Annotated in this window: 18 protein-coding genes; 17 read left to right on the top strand and 1 reads right to left on the bottom strand. The window is 54.5% G+C overall.

Translation table 11 applies throughout. The annotated features are described in order from the left end of the window. Window positions 1-56: 56 nt before the first annotated feature. The 16 genes from MMW58_RS07025 (at window position 57) to MMW58_RS06950 (ending at window position 12825) form a co-directional block, all read left to right on the top strand. Window positions 57-692: a phage baseplate assembly protein V gene (locus MMW58_RS07025; protein WP_241722992.1), complete on the top strand. Its 636-nt coding sequence runs from the start codon at window positions 57-59 to the stop codon at window positions 690-692. Further along, a complete protein-coding gene (locus MMW58_RS07020) occupies window positions 689-1036 on the top strand; it encodes a GPW/gp25 family protein (RefSeq protein ID WP_241722991.1) in 348 nt (115 codons plus the stop codon). Before MMW58_RS07025 ends, MMW58_RS07020 begins: the two co-directional genes overlap by 4 nt. A 4-nt stretch (window positions 1037-1040) precedes the next feature. Then, window positions 1041-1949 carry a baseplate assembly protein gene (locus MMW58_RS07015; protein WP_241722990.1) on the top strand — a complete coding sequence of 303 codons (909 nt, stop codon included), beginning with the start codon at window positions 1041-1043 and terminating at the stop codon, window positions 1947-1949. Further along, entirely contained in the window at window positions 1942-2535 is a 594-nt protein-coding gene (locus MMW58_RS07010) for a phage tail protein I (protein WP_241722989.1), read from the top strand. Before MMW58_RS07015 ends, MMW58_RS07010 begins: the two co-directional genes overlap by 8 nt. A 10-nt stretch (window positions 2536-2545) precedes the next feature. Continuing rightward, on the top strand, window positions 2546-4291 hold the full coding sequence (locus MMW58_RS07005) for a tail fiber/spike domain-containing protein (RefSeq protein ID WP_241722988.1): 1746 nt from the start codon (window positions 2546-2548) through the stop codon (window positions 4289-4291). A gap of 10 nt (window positions 4292-4301) precedes the next feature. After that, window positions 4302-4511 carry a hypothetical protein gene (locus tag MMW58_RS07000; protein WP_241722987.1) on the top strand — a complete coding sequence of 70 codons (210 nt, stop codon included), beginning with the start codon at window positions 4302-4304 and terminating at the stop codon, window positions 4509-4511. A gap of 3 nt (window positions 4512-4514) precedes the next feature. Beyond that, window positions 4515-4964, top strand: a complete 450-nt coding sequence (locus MMW58_RS06995; protein ID WP_241722986.1) for a DUF7736 domain-containing protein — start codon at window positions 4515-4517, stop codon at window positions 4962-4964. 14 nt (window positions 4965-4978) lie between these two features. Beyond that, entirely contained in the window at window positions 4979-6142 is a 1164-nt protein-coding gene (locus tag MMW58_RS06990; protein ID WP_241722985.1) for a phage tail protein, read from the top strand. Between the two features lie 110 nt (window positions 6143-6252). Beyond that, window positions 6253-7434, top strand: a complete 1182-nt coding sequence (locus MMW58_RS06985) for a phage tail sheath protein (protein WP_241722984.1) — start codon at window positions 6253-6255, stop codon at window positions 7432-7434. A gap of 13 nt (window positions 7435-7447) precedes the next feature. Continuing rightward, window positions 7448-7963, top strand: coding sequence for a phage major tail tube protein (locus tag MMW58_RS06980; RefSeq protein WP_014343412.1), 516 nt, complete (start codon window positions 7448-7450; stop codon window positions 7961-7963). A 60-nt stretch (window positions 7964-8023) separates the two neighbouring features. After that, window positions 8024-8299, top strand: a complete 276-nt coding sequence (locus MMW58_RS06975; RefSeq protein WP_004195711.1) for a phage tail assembly protein — start codon at window positions 8024-8026, stop codon at window positions 8297-8299. A 32-nt stretch (window positions 8300-8331) separates the two neighbouring features. Next, a complete protein-coding gene (locus MMW58_RS06970; protein WP_014343413.1) occupies window positions 8332-8451 on the top strand; it encodes a GpE family phage tail protein in 120 nt (39 codons plus the stop codon). Beyond that, on the top strand, window positions 8444-10882 hold the full coding sequence (locus MMW58_RS06965; RefSeq protein WP_241722983.1) for a phage tail tape measure protein: 2439 nt from the start codon (window positions 8444-8446) through the stop codon (window positions 10880-10882). Before MMW58_RS06970 ends, MMW58_RS06965 begins: the two co-directional genes overlap by 8 nt. Window positions 10883-10893: 11 nt before the next feature. Then, entirely contained in the window at window positions 10894-11373 is a 480-nt protein-coding gene (locus tag MMW58_RS06960; RefSeq protein ID WP_019724795.1) for a phage tail protein, read from the top strand. Beyond that, on the top strand, window positions 11373-12530 hold the full coding sequence (locus MMW58_RS06955) for a phage late control D family protein (RefSeq protein ID WP_025987643.1): 1158 nt from the start codon (window positions 11373-11375) through the stop codon (window positions 12528-12530). Before MMW58_RS06960 ends, MMW58_RS06955 begins: the two co-directional genes overlap by 1 nt. A 76-nt stretch (window positions 12531-12606) precedes the next feature. Then, window positions 12607-12825: a DNA-binding transcriptional regulator gene (locus MMW58_RS06950; protein ID WP_019704610.1), complete on the top strand. Its 219-nt coding sequence runs from the start codon at window positions 12607-12609 to the stop codon at window positions 12823-12825. A 487-nt stretch (window positions 12826-13312) separates the two neighbouring features. Here MMW58_RS06950 and MMW58_RS06945 read toward each other — a convergent pair. Next, window positions 13313-14538 (bottom strand): IS3 family transposase gene (locus tag MMW58_RS06945; protein WP_241722982.1). Its coding sequence is split into 2 segments (ribosomal slippage): window positions 13313-14223 and window positions 14223-14538, totalling 1227 coding nucleotides; the frame shifts between segments, so codons are not numbered across the junction. A gap of 63 nt (window positions 14539-14601) precedes the next feature. On the opposite strand from MMW58_RS06945, the gene MMW58_RS06940 reads away from it, so the two are divergent. Further along, window positions 14602-14844 carry a hypothetical protein gene (locus MMW58_RS06940; protein ID WP_241722981.1) on the top strand — a complete coding sequence of 81 codons (243 nt, stop codon included), beginning with the start codon at window positions 14602-14604 and terminating at the stop codon, window positions 14842-14844. Window positions 14845-14902: the final 58 nt, after the last annotated feature.

The following is a 14902-nucleotide window of genomic DNA, read 5'->3' as shown; positions in this document are numbered from 1 at the left end:
CAGGGCAAAACGCCAGCAGATTGCCGCCGGAACACCCCGGCGGCATCCTTTCCCCTATGAATACTCTCGCATCTATCCAGGAACTCGCCCGCGCGATACGCAACATGATCCGCACCGGCATCGTCGTCGAAACTGACCTCGACGCCGGGCGCTGTCGCATACAGACCGGCGGCATTTATACCGACTGGCTCCAGTGGCTGACGCACCGGGCCGGGCGCTCGCGCACCTGGTGGGCTCCCTCTGTTGGTGAGCAGGTGATGATTCTGGCCGTGGGCGGTGAGCTCGATACCGCTTTTGTGCTGCCGGGTATTTATTCCGACGACAGCCCCGCGCCGTCTGCCTCGGCGGATGCCTGGCACGTTGAGTTTCCCGACGGTGCCGTTATGAGTTATGAGCCGGAAACCGGCGCGCTGACCGTCACCGGCATTAAAACTGCCGATGTGACCGCATCCGATTCGGTTGCCGTCAGCGTGCCGGTGGTGCTGGTAAAAGCCTCGACCCGTGTCACCCTCGATACGCCGGAGGTGGTCTGCACCAACAAGCTGACGACCGGCACGCTGGAGGTGAAGCAAGGCGGCAAGATGTCCGGTGATATCGAGCACAGCGGCGGCTCATTCTCTTCTAACGGCAAGGTGCTCCACACCCATAAACACCCTGGCGACAGCGGTGGACAGACGGGGGAACCACTATGACAGCGCGTTATCTCGGCATGAACCGCACAACCGGTGAAAGCATTTCAGACGTTGACCATATCAGCCAGAGCATCGGGGATATTCTGCGCACGCCTGTCGGCTCCCGCGTCATGCGTCGTGAATACGGCTCGCTGTTGTCGCAGATGATTGACCAGCCTCAGACCCCGGCGCTTGAGCTGCAAATTATGGCGGCGTGCTACATGGCGATCCTGAAGTGGGAGCCGCGCGTCAGGCTGACCGGCATCACTACCGCGCGGAAGTTTGACGGGCAGATGGTCGTCGACGTGACCGGCCAAATCACCGATACCGGCGAGAGCCTTTCCTTAACCATCCCTGTGAGTTGAACCTATGGCAGTTATCGACCTGAGCCAGCTCCCCGCGCCTGATGTGGTGGAAACGCTGGATTTTGAAACCATCCTCGCCGAACGCAAGGCCACTCTGGTTTCGCTCTACCCGGAAGATGAGCAGGAGGCGGTCGCCAGGGCGCTGACGCTGGAGTCAGAGCCACTGGTGAAATATCTGGAAGAGAACGCCTACCGGGAGGTGATTTTACGCCAGCGCATTAACGAGGCAGCAAAAGCCGGAATGGTGGCCTATGCCATCAAAAACGACCTTGACCAGCTCGCGGCAAATAATAACGTTGAGCGCCTGGTCATTACCCCCGAAGACGATACCCAAATCCCGCCGGTGGAAGCGGTCATGGAATCCGACAGCGATTTGCGCCAGCGCGTACCGGCCGCATTTGAGGGAATGAGCGTTGCCGGGCCGACCGGTGCCTATGAGTTTCACGCCCTGAGCGCCGATGGCCGCGTTGCGGATGCCTCGGCTAACAGCCCTGCCCCGGCAGAGGTCACTATCGCGGTACTGTCTCGGGAAGGTGATGGCACGGCCTCGGATGATTTATTGCTGGCCGTCAGTACCGCGCTGAATGATGAGAGCGTACGCCCGGTTGCTGACCGCCTGAAAGTCGTCTCGGCAGAGATTGTCAGTTATGCGGTCGATGCCGTGCTGTATGTCTATCCTGGCCCGGCAACTGAGCCAATTCTTGCCGCCGCCAAAGCGCAGTTAACCGCCTATATCACTGAGCAGCGCCGCCTCGGCCGCGATATTCGTATGTCTGCCCTCTATGCCGCGCTGCATGTGCAGGGCGTCCAGCGTGTCGAACTGCGCGAACCGCTGGCCGACGTGGTACTCGATAAAACCCAGGCTGCGTACTGCACCGAAACCAGCGTTGTGATCGGGGGCTCTGATGAATAATTCGTTGATAGCGACCGGGTCGTCGGTGCTGGAACAGAGGGCATCAGAAGCGTGTGCCGTCATCAGTGATTTATCTGTCCCGCTGCGTGATTTGTGGGATCCGTGGAAATGTCCGGTGAAATTCCTGCCGTATCTGGCCTGGGCGTTTTCCGTTGACAGTTGGGATGAAGGATGGAGCGAACAGGAAAAACGCAGTGTCATTGATGAGTCATTCTGGCTGCATCAGCGTAAAGGCACAGTATCGGCCATTCGTCGTGTGGTGGAAAAACTGGGCTATTTCATGTCGATTGAGGAATGGTGGGAAGTCGATGGGCCGGCAGGCACATTCCGCCTTGAGGTTGATGTGAATGAAAAGGGGTTGACCAGCAAAATACTGGATGAACTCAATCGCCTCATTGCGGATGCAAAGCCCGTCAGTCGCCATCTGGAGACAATGAGCATCTCCACTCCAACCAGCGGCGCGGTATTTATGGGGGCAGCTATATGCAGCGGCGAAATTATTACGGTGTACCCGGAAGATTATCAGCCGGAAGAGAATGTGACTTATAACGGCCAGGTCTTCCACGATGGCAATTTTAGTTATTAGGTGAATAGCAATGGCAAATATCAGCGAATTACCATCATGGGATGCAGTTAATCTTATTTCACGCTCGGAGCGCGTGGAAGGCGGTCAGGACGGTGCGGCCAACCGCCCGCTAAAGCAACTCGTTAACCGGACGGCGTTCCTGAAAGAGCAGCAGGATAACTTCAGCGAAGATGTTTCCGGCAAGGTGGATGCGCGCAGCACATTTAGTGCCGGGGCAACACTGAACTCCGCGCGCGATGAGATTATTTACGGTCTTTACCGCCTGGTCTGGACGGGGTATTTCCCGAAGACTGTTCCTGCGGGTTCGTCACCCTATAACACCGGCGGTGTGGGTGCCGGTGCCTGGGCGTACAGTTCAGATGCGGCTATTCGTCAGGAAATGGCCTCCCCGGAGGGGGCGAAATCATCAGGCTACCGCAGTAGCACGGTCTACGACGTCCTGTCCCGTATGCGCACCGTTGCGGACAAAGGGAAAGCGCGGCCCTATCTGGGGTATGACCCCGAAACCGACGCCGCGCTTTATGATGAAATGGCCCGGCAGGATGACCAGGACATTATGCTGAATGGCGGCATCCATATTGCCCGTTCAGCGAATGGCATCAGGCGCAATGGTGTGATGCTGAGTCTTCGCGGTGGTCAGCCCCTGCTCGGTGGCGGTTTCAATGTGCCGGTTATGGGCGTGTCGGATGCTTATGATCTTGCCCGGTACGGGCAAATTGAATGCGTCCCGTTTTACGCGGACGCCACCGCCCCGGCGCTGGAGTCATGGCAGACGGTGGGCAGCACTGACAGTGCCGGTGGTGCAGTTTACAGCGCGGATACGGTCACGCTGGACGCGACGGTCTATGCCGCCACGCTGGCCGGTATCCGGAGTGGCAATGTCATCCGTACTTTGCACCCGGTGAAGTATTACGGTCTGGTTAAAGCGGTGGATAAAGTCAGCGGTGTTGTCACGGTGGATAAGTGGGCGACGCCTGCCGCAACGAATCTTACTCCGCCTTCTACCTGTGGGTTTGAAGTTCATCCCATTACCAAAATTTACCCTCTCAACATCAACGCGTTTTTGACGGCGAACTCGTACGCCAACAACGCCGTTATCGGTGAGTTTGGCGCCAGCGCGCAAAAGGACTACACCGGATCTGTGAATGGTCTGGATGTGGTGACGCTGGCGCAGTCCACCTATGACCTGACGGCGGGCGTGCTGGTTCGTAGCGCCGGAGCACAGGCAACGGGGAATAAAAAAGGCTGGATCAACGCTTACCGGGCGGAAGGCGCCATCATGAACTTTGTTTCCGCTGATGGCGTGAAAACCACCCGTGCCGGATTTTACGAAACGTCCACGGCGGTTTGTGGCCTGCGATTCGCCGGAAAGAACGCCTTTTCCGTTCTCTACAGTAAGGTTACGGATGTTACCGATGTGACGCCGGAAAACTCCCCCATGATTGTCGGGCCGCTGGGCAGCAATTACCGGAAATTTGACCGCCATATTGTTCTTAATGCAAATGCCAACCTGAGCGTGTACTACCCGGTTGTCACAATAAGTAAGACCGATATCACGCTGACCATGCCGCCTGCGTCGTACCACCTGAACGGGCACTGGTACAAATTAAAATTTCTGAGCAAGGGGACATATTACATCGCCTCGAATAACGGTGATTGTCTGGTTAACGGGTATGTGAGTTATAAGCTGGAAATCACATCGGACAGGAAAATAGTTGAAATCAGTTTTGACGGGAGCAACTGGGAAATATTCTGAGGAGGTATTTATGTCTTCTGTAACGTATGAAATCACGGGAAATAATGTGACGGCCTTTTATCAGGACGATGACGGGGGCGAATATCAGGGAGAGGCGCTTCTTTCCAGTTTTGCCTCAGAAATAGAAGCGATGAGCGCTGCAAGCCTGCTGGCAAAACAGAACGGCGAACAGTACCGCGAAGAGCAGCAGAAAAAATCACTGATTAACCAGCAGGACTAAAGGATGATGAAAACTAAACGTGAGTTAGAGCTTGAAATTGAATTGTGCATGGCTAACGAAAGTATTTACCAGCTTTCGTCGTTGAATGCGGAATTAAACCTTGAGAAAAACTGGGGTAAGTATTCTTCACTGAATGCGGAATACGTGAATCTCTACGGCCCGGAGGCCGGGAAAGAATCACCAATCGAACAACAGGAAGTTGAAGCCGTTAACAGCGGGGTAATGGCGCTGACGAGGGAGCAGGCGGTCATTATTTCCGGTTATACCGGATTTATGCTCTGCGATATGGCGTTACTGACAGCCGATATCGAAAAAAGAACAGGGCACGAACTGGACGAGAAAGGCCTGATTAAAATGGGGCAGAAGGCCATCAGTGAGCTGTATAAAGATGACATTGAAAAATTAAGACCTTCAGTTGTCAACCTGGATGAAAGCGACAGCGTCAGCGCATAAATGAGGAGTATCCGGTGAGCGAAAAAAAATACATCTCTCTGGTCACTGCTGCCGGACTTCAGAAAATTGCCGGGGCAGTCGTCAGCGGCGTAAAAGTCGCTATCACGAATATGGCGGTTGGCGACAGCAATGGCACGCTAAGACGACCTGATGACGATCAGTCAGGACTCGTGAATGAGCTTTTCCGCACCACGCTGAACAGCCTGAAAGAGACCGGCGACGCGAAAAATATTATCGAAGCGGAAATGATAATGCCCCCGGAGGTCGGCGGTTTTACCCTGCGTGAGGCGGCATTGTTTGATGATGACGGTGTTTGCCTGGCGGTGGCGAATATCCCCGAAACCTACAAGCCGTTGTTAAGCGAAGGCTCGGGGCGATTCAGCATTATCAGGATGCGTATTGCAGTCAGCAGTACGGAAGCCATGGAGCTGCTGACCGACCCGGGCGTGGTCGTGGCGACGATTGAAGCGGTGATTCAGGCCGGAAATGATGCAAAGGATTATACCGATAACCAGCTAAGCGAGCATGCAGAATCCCGCAATCACCCGGATGCCACGCTGAAGGAAAAAGGCTTTACGCAGCTCAGCAATGCCACCGACAGCGACAGCGACAAGCGAGCCGCTACCCCGGCGGCGGTAAAAGCGGCCATTGCGGAAGCTATCCGGGGTGCGTGGGAGCTGGATAACCCCGTCGGCACCACGCGTTTTTTTAATCAGAACCTGGATCCCAATGAAAAGTGGCCCTGGTCGCAATGGGTTTACACCGGCGAAAATAAAACGATCCGCGTCGGCAAAGCGGACGGCTCGAACGTCGGTACGACCGGCGGCAGCGATACCGTGACGCTCCAGCGGGCTAACCTGCCAGCCGTGCAGATTGACGTGAGTGGCGAGACCAGCGAGCAGTCCGAGCAGACGCTGACGACCACGCGCGGCGGTATTCACAATCATGGTGGTGTGGCCGGTAAAGATGATCCGTGGGAAATTGGCGGTGATGTGCGGCAGCTCTTTAACCCGAAAGAGCTGGGCGTGACCGATGACGCCGGAGAGCACGAGCACAAAGTCACGGTACCGCCGCACAAACACACGACCACCGGTAAAACCGCCAACCTCGGCGAAGGCAATTCGTTCAGCGTGGTGGAAGCGCACACCCTGCTGATGTGCTGGAGCCGCGTCGCCTGACCCTGTGACGGTCATTCCTGTTGTACTGTCCCTGTTACAGCGGGGATGACTCGTCACCCCCTCTCCCACGATTGAAAATAATGCTCACCCTTAACCACGGAGTTAAACGGATGAGCGATTTTCATCACGGCGTCCAGGTTGTCGAGATTAACGACGGAACCCGCGTCATTTCCACCGTATCAACGGCGATTATCGGCATGGTCTGTACGGCCAGCGATGCCGATGCCGCCACCTTCCCACTCAATAAGCCCGTACTGATTACCAGCGTGCAAAGCGCCATTGCCAAAGCGGGTACAAAAGGTACCCTGGCCGCATCCCTCCAGGCAATCGCCGACCAGTCGAAACCGGTCATTGTCGTTGTGCGCGTTGCCGAAGGTACCGGCGACGACGCCGAAGCGCAGACTATTTCCAACATCATCGGCGGCACCGACGAAAGCGGCCATTACACCGGGCTGAAAGCGCTGCTCACGGCGGAGGCTGTTACCGGCGTTAAACCGCGCATCCTCGGTGTGCCAGGCCTCGATTCCCTCGAAGTGGCGACCGCGCTCGCGCCGATTTGTCAGAAGCTCCGCGCATTTGGCTATATCAGCGCCTGGGATTGCCAGAACATTTCCGAGGCGATGCTCTATCGTGAGAATTTCAGCCAACGTGAGCTGATGGTTATCTGGCCGGATTTTCTGGCATGGGATACCACGGCGAACGCGACCGAAACAGCCTGGGCGACCGCCCGCGCGCTGGGCCTGCGCGCCAAAATCGACCAGGACACCGGCTGGCATAAAACCCTGTCAAACGTTGGCGTAAATGGCGTCACCGGCATCAGCGCGTCGGTCTTCTGGGATTTGCAGGAATCCGGCACCGATGCCGACCTGCTTAACGAGGCTGGCGTCACCACGCTCATTCGCAAAGACGGTTTCCGCTTTTGGGGTAACCGCTGCTGCTCCGATGACCCGCTGTTCCTGTTTGAGAACTACACCCGCACCGCGCAGGTTATCGCCGACACAATGGCCGCTGGTCACATGTGGGCGGTCGACAAGCCGATCACTGCCACGCTGATTAAAGACATCGTTGCGGGTATCAATGCGAAATTCCGCGAGATGAAAACGGCGGGATACATCGTTGATGCGACCTGCTGGTTTGATGAATCGGCCAACGACGCGGCGACCCTCAAAGCCGGGAAACTGTATATCGATTACGACTATACGCCGGTTCCCCCTCTCGAAAACCTGACACTACGCCAGCGCATTACCGATAAATACCTGGCGAATCTGGTGTCATCGGTTAACAGCAATTAAGGAGCCCTGACCAATGGCAATGCCGCGCAAGCTCAAATACCTGAACACGTTTCTGGATGGCGTCAGCTATCTCGGCGTTATCGAGTCCGTCACCCTGCCAAAGCTGACCCGTAAGCTGGAAAACTACCGGGGCGGCGGGATGTCAGGCTCGGCCCCTGTCGATTTCGGCCTCGACGATGACGCGCTGGCGATGGAGATTTCCCTCGGCGGCTTCCCTGATGATGCGATCTGGTCGCTTTATGGTGCCGTCGGTACCGGGACGCTACTGCGCTATGCAGGCTCTTACCAGCGGGACGATACCGGTGAAACCGTGGCGGTGGAAGTTGAGACCCGTTTCAAGGTGAAGGAAGTCGATAACGGCGAGAGCAAACAGGGCGAGGATACCAGCAGCAAATTATCGCTGGTCTGTACGTACTACAAGCTGACCATGAACGGTAAAGAGCTGGTAGAAATCGACGTCCTCAACATGATTGAGAAGGTGAACGGCGTCGACCGACTCGACCAGCACCGCCGCAATATCGGCCTGTAATTTTTTCCCGGCCAGCACGTCTGGCCGGTTAACCCCGAATCCGTAAACAGCGAGAAACTCATGAGCAAAGAAAACATCGTCACCCTTGAAAACCCCATCAAACGCGGCGAGCAGGTCATCGAAAAAATCACCCTGATGAAGCCCAACGCCGGAACCCTGCGCGGCGTTAGCCTGGCGGACGTCGCCCGCTCTGAAGTGGATGCCCTGATTAAAGTGCTGCCGCGTATGACCAGCCCGTCACTCACCGAGTCGGATGTCGTCATGATGGATTTACCCGATTTGATGGCGCTGGCAACAAAGGTGATCGGTTTTTTGTCTCCGAATTTGGCGGATTAAATTTCCCGAAAGACATGTCGGTCGATGACCTGATGGCGGATATCGCGGTGATTTTTCACTGGCCGCCATCAGAGTTATATCCCATGAGCCTGACCGAGCTCACCACCTGGCGCGAAAAAGCGCTACAGCGAAGCGGAAACACGAATGAGTAACGACGTTAAATTGCAGGTATTACTCAAGGCTGTTGACCAGGCGACCCGCCCGTTTAAATCCATCCAGACAGCGAGCAAAACGCTGTCTGGTGATATCCGGGACACTCAAAAATCACTGCGTGAACTGAACGGCCAGGCATCCCGCATTGACGGGTTTCGCAAGGCCAGTGCGCAACTTGCCGTTACCGGTCAGGAGCTGAAGAAAGCGAAACAGGAAGCCGCCGCACTGGCGATCCAGTTTAGAAATACGGAACAGCCGACGCGCGCGCAGGCGCAGGCAATGGATGCCGCCCGAAAAAGTGCCGCCGCGCTCCAGCAAAAACACAACAGCTTGCGGCAGGCCGTACAGCGCCAGCGGCAGGAACTCAGCCAGGCAGGAATTAATACCCGCACCCTGGCGGCAGACGAGCGTCGGTTAAAAACCAGCATCAGCGAAACGACGACGCAGCTCAATCGCCAGCGTGAAGCACTGGCGCGCGTCAGCGCGCAACAGGCAAAGCTCAACGCGGTTAAGCAGCGATATCAGGCCGGTAAAGAGATGGCCGGTAAAATGGCCGGTGCGGGTGCTGCCGGGGTTGGTATCGCGACAGCGGGAACAATGGCCGGGGTTAAGCTGATGGTGCCGGGCTATGATTTCGCATTAAAAAATTCTGAGTTGCAGGCAGTACTCGGCGTGGCGAAAGATTCCGCAGAAATGACGGCTTTGAAAAAACAGGCCCGACAGCTCGGCGACAATACTGCCGCCTCTGCTGATGATGCCGCCAGTGCGCAGATTATTATCGCGAAAGGTGGCGGTGATGCCGCAGCTATAGCAGCCATGACGCCAGTAACATTGAATCTGTCACTTTCGAACAGAAAAACAATGGAGGAAAACGCGCAGCTGCTAATGGGGACAAAAGCCGCTTTTCAGCTCTCTAATGACGCGGCCGCGCATATTGGTGATGTTCTTTCAGCCACGATGAACAAAACCACCGCTGATTTTCAGGGGTTGAGTGACTCATTAAGTTACCTTGCCCCTGTGGCGAAAAATGCCGGGGTGAGTCTTGAGCAAGCCGCGGCGATTACTGGCACACTTCATGATAACAACATCAGGGGGTCAATGGCTGGTACCGGCGGTGCGGCTGTTATTACGAGATTACAGGCGCCAACAGGCAAGGCATACGATGCCCTCAAGGAGCTGGGTGTCAAAACCTCCGATAGAAAAGGCAATACGCGCCCGTTATTTACCATTCTGAAAGAAATGCAGGCCAGCTTTGAGCGGAACAAGCTCGGCACTGGTCAGAAAGCAGAATACGTTAAAACGATATTCGGCGAGGAGGCAATGAAGTCTGCCAGTGTACTGATGGCGGCGGCAGCCAGTGGAAAGCTCGATAAACTCACCGCTACGATAAAGGCCTCAGATGGTAAAACCGAGGAGTTGGTCAAGGTTATGCAGGATAACCTCGGCGGTGACTTCAAAGAGTTTCAGTCTGCTTATGAGGCTGTGGGTACTGACCTCTACGACCAGCAAGATAGCTCGTTGCGTCAGCTCACTCAGACAGCAACGCGATACGTGTTAAAGCTCGATGACTGGATCAAAAACAACAAGGAGTTAGCGGAAACTATTGGCATCATTGCCGGTGGCGCACTGGCTCTGATTGGCATTATCGGCGGCATTGGTCTCGTAGCGTGGCCGGTTGTCATGGGGATTAACGCCATTATTGCTGCCGCTGGCGTGATGGGTACCGTCTTTACTGTCGCTGGTAGTGCCATTGCGACCGCGCTCGGTGCGATCACATGGCCGATTGTGGCCGTCGGTGCGGCGATTGTGGCCGGGGCGCTGCTTATCCGTAAATATTGGGAACCTATCAGCGCATTTTTCTCGGGGGTGATTGAAGGCATCATCAGCGCCTTTGCACCGGTCGGGGAAATGTTCGCTCCACTGGCCCCCATTTTTGACGGCCTCGGCGAGAAATTGCACAAAGTCTGGCAGTGGTTTAAAGACCTGATTGCGCCAGTCAAGGCCACGCAGGAGACGCTCGATAGCTGCAAAAATGTTGGTATCGTTTTCGGTCAGGCTCTGGCCGATGCACTGATGTTGCCTCTGAATATTTTCAATAAGCTGCGCGGTGGCCTCGATGTCATTCTCGAAAAGCTCGGCCTTGTGAAAAAGGAGTCGAGCAGCGTTGATGCAGAAACATCAAAAGCGCAGTCGGTTGGTCAGGGCGGTGGCTATATCCCGGCGACAAGCTCACTTGGCGGGTATCAGGCTTATCAGCCTGTTACGGCTCCCGTCGGTCGTAACTACATTGACCAGAGCAGCCCAACCTATCAAATCAACATGCCGGGTGGCGCACCGGGCGGTCAACTCGGAAATCAGTTGCAGGACGCGTTAGAAAAATATGAACGCGACAAGCGAGCCAAAGCCCGCGCCAGCATGATGCACGATTAAGGAGGCGGATTATGATGCTTGCTCTTGGAATGTTTGTTTTTATGCGTCAGACGCTGCCCCACCAGACGCTACAACGCGATGCCGAATATCGATGGCCGTCAAATTCACGCGTCGGGAAACGGGATTCGTTTCAGTTTTTAGGGCCGGGTGAGGAGAAAATCACCCTGGCCGGGACGCTTTACCCGGAGCTCACCGGCGGAAAGCTGACGATGACGGCTATCCGCCTGATGGCTGACCAGGGGCGCGCCTGGCCGTTACTGGATGGCACCGGCACAATTTACGGTATGTACGTCATCAATAATATCAGCGAGACAGGAAGCCTGTTTTTTGCTGACGGAACGCCGCGCAAAATTGATTTTACGCTGACGCTCACCCGCGTGGATGAATCCCTTGCGGCGCTGTATGGCGATATCGGCGAACAGGCAAAATCACTGATTGGCAAGGCGGGAAATATGGCCTCGTCAGTGGCTGGCATGGTGGGGATTAGCTGATGCTCGATATGCTGAATCTGAATGCGGGTGGCGTACTGACGCCCGATTTTATGCTGATGCTCGACAGCAAAGATATTACCGGCAACATCAGTAATCGGTTGATGAGCCTGACCATGACAGACAATCGCGGATTCGAAGCTGACCAGCTCGACATTGAGCTTGATGATGCTGACGGGCTGGTCGAGCTGCCGTTACGCGGTGCCGTACTGACGCTTTACCTCGGGTGGAAAGGCTTTGCGTTGATTGGTAAGGGAAGTTTTACCGTCGATGAGGTTGAACATCATGGCGCGCCGGACACGGTGACAATCCGCGCCCGTAGCGCCGATTTTCGGGGGACGCTGAACTCACGTCGGGAAGAGTCCTGGCATGACAAGACGCTCGGCGAGATCGTGGCAGCGATAGCGACACGTAACAAACTGACGCCGAGCGTTATACCGGAGCTGGCCGGGATAAAAATTCCGCATATCGACCAGTCACAGGAATCGGACGCCAAATTTTTGACACGGCTCGCCGAGCGAAACGGCGGTGAGGTTTCGGTAAAAGCGGGAAAGTTGCTGTTACTCAAAGCCGGTCGCGGGGTTACAGCCAGCGGAAAGGCCATTCCGCAGGTCACGATCACCCGCAGTGATGGCGACCGCCATCAGTTTTCCATTGCTGACCGTGGGGCATATACCGGCGTTACGGCAAAATGGTTGCACACCAAAGACCCAAAACCACAAAAGCAAAAGGTTGCGTTAAAACGCAAACCCAAAGAGCAGCATTTACGCGCGCTACAGCACCCCAAAGCCAAACCGGTAACGAAGAAAAAAACGGTGAAGACGCCGGAAGCCAGGGAGGGTGAATACATGGTCGGTGAGGATGAAAACGTGTTTGCCCTAACGACAATTTTTTCAACCAAAGCGCAGGCCATGCGAGCCGCCCAGGCCAAATGGGACAAACTGCAACGTGGGGTTGCTGAGTTTTCTATCAGGCTGGCGACGGGGCGAGCAGACCTTTACCCTGAGACGCCGGTACAGGTTGCGGGCTTTAAGCGCGTCATAGACGAGCAATCGTGGACAATTACTAAGGTTATGCACTCTCTGAGCAATAATGGATTCACGACGAGCCTAGAGCTTGAGGTGAGGCTTACGGATGTTGAATACGAGTCAACCGAATAGATTGCAAAATCAACTTTAATTTGCATTTGCAAATCACAAGACTATTATGCTCATTAACGCCTGGGGGGATTAAAAAATGATGCACTGTCCATTATGTCAAGATGCTGCGCACGCTCGGTCAAGTCGATATCTAAGCACAGAGACAAAAGAGAGATATCATCAGTGTCAAAATATAAACTGCGGATGCACCTTTGTTACTCACGAAACGCTTGCTAGATTTATTGTTAAACCTGGAGAAATTGACCCGGCCCCACCACATCCGACACGTTACGCCCAGCATCAGCTATGGCTGTAAAAAAAGACCTGCGAAAGCAGGTTTTTTTATGCCCATCGCCATTAGGTAATTCTCTGCCGCCAATTTGCCGCCATCGCCAATAAAAAAGGGGTCAGCACATGGCTAACCCCTTGTTTTATAACACGCTTAGGATGCAGCGTGAAACGCTTATCAGTTAAGACGCTTTTAACCAACCATATTGATAAATATACATTTTTTATTATAAACAGTTAGTTATATGAATCACTGGTGCAGCCAAATGCGGTCAAAAACATGCTGCGTGGGCAGCATATGGACACCATAAAGGCCTTAAAAAACATTCACTAGCACTAATTGCCCTTCTAAAAGTAACTCTTCCATACCAACACAACTTGCACTCCAGTAACTCTTTGCCCTTCAATAAGTTCTGTCTCGGAAAGGTTTTCAGCACCCCAAACTGCCCCCATCTCGGGTTTTAAAAATTTTTGTATTCGCCGATGGTCTAAGTTCAACTATAGGGCAGGACCGTCTACCGGGGTGGGGTCAGTCCATACGGTTGCGATAACTTTCTGCGTATATATTCCCGTGGGGAGCGATATCCCAGTGCGCTGTGCGGATGATGTTCGTTGTAATGACTGAACGCTACCGCCGGGTTCATCACCGCTGCCTGGCTGTCCGGTTTTGGCATGATGCCGATGTAATCCCGTTTTATCGTTTTCAAGAAGCTTTCTGCAATGCCGTTGCTTTCCGGACTACGGACTGCTGTTGTGCAGGGTTCCAGTCCCAGCATCCGGGCGAATGCCCTTGTTTCATGCGCTCTGTAGGCTGAACCGTTATCCGTCAGCCATTCCAGCGACTCTATGGGCAACTGTCTTCCGAAGCGTTTTTCCACCGCTCCCAACATGACATCCTGCACCGTTTCTTTGTCATAGCCTCCGGTGCTTGCTGCCCAGTCAATGATCTCCCTGTCGCAGCAGTCCTGCGCGAAGGTCACCCGCAATTTTTCACCATTATCACAGCGGAACTCGAAGCCATCTGAGCACCAGCGCCGGTTACTCTCTGCCACCGCTACGCGTCCTTTATGGGCCCGCTTACGATCGTTATCAGCAGGCTTACGTTCAAGAAGCAGATGGTGAGCTTTCATAATGCGATACACCCGCTTCGCATTAACCACAGACAGACCATCCCGCTCTGACTCCCGTCGCAGCAGCGCCCACACGCGGCGATAACCATACGTCGGTAGGTCAGCCACCGCCGTGTTTATCCGGGATAACACCGCGCTATCGTCAGAACGGGGCTGCCGCCTGCGATCCTGCCAGCCAGGCAGTCGGTGAATCCTGATGTTCAGTTGCGCACGCGACACACCAATACTCCGGCAGACATCGGTTACTCGTCGTCCCCGGGCAACAAGGGCGCATACGCAATCCATTTTTTTGCCCCGCCGAACTCCACAGCCTCTTTCAGTATTTCAGCTTCCATTGTCTTTTTACCCAGAAGACGCTGAAGCTCACGGATCTGCTTATTGGCGGCAGCCAGTTCAGAGAACGGGACCACTTCCTCACCGGCGGTTACAGCAGTCAGCGAGCCTTCTTCATACTGTTTTCGCCATTTAAAGATCTGGTTAGCATTGATGCCATGCAGGCGAGCGACATGAGACACGGTCATGCCAGGTTCCATAGTCTGCTGAATAATGGCAATTTTTTCCTGCGGTGTACGACGCCGACGCCGTTCAGGTCCTGATAACACTTCAACCATCTTATTATTCTGACTGGTGTTAAACATAGTTCTAAGACTATCTCTTATTTTAAGGGAGGCGAAGTGTCTGGTGATCTATGGGGCCAGTCTAAAAAGCCAGTTCAAAATCGAAAATTTACTCACGGTAGAACTGAACAGAATGAAGCAATAGAGAGGATAACCGAGGATGTACATCTGACCACTGGCATGACCATCAGCCGGGGTAAAGCTTTGCACCTGCCGGTGGAACTAGCGTCATTAACGGCCACTGGCGTCGAGGAACGGCTAAAGGCGAACTATTCTCTGCAAGCCCATCTTACGGTGTAAAAGCAGATATAATTCTTAGACGCGTCGACGCTCTCGCAAAAAATGAGGCAAAAGTAAA

It is taken from the genome of Klebsiella sp. HC6, from assembly GCF_022605325.1.
Lineage (GTDB): Bacteria > Pseudomonadota > Gammaproteobacteria > Enterobacterales > Enterobacteriaceae > Klebsiella > Klebsiella terrigena.
Note: the sequence above shows the minus strand (reverse complement) of the source record. Positions and strands in the feature narration are given on the sequence as shown.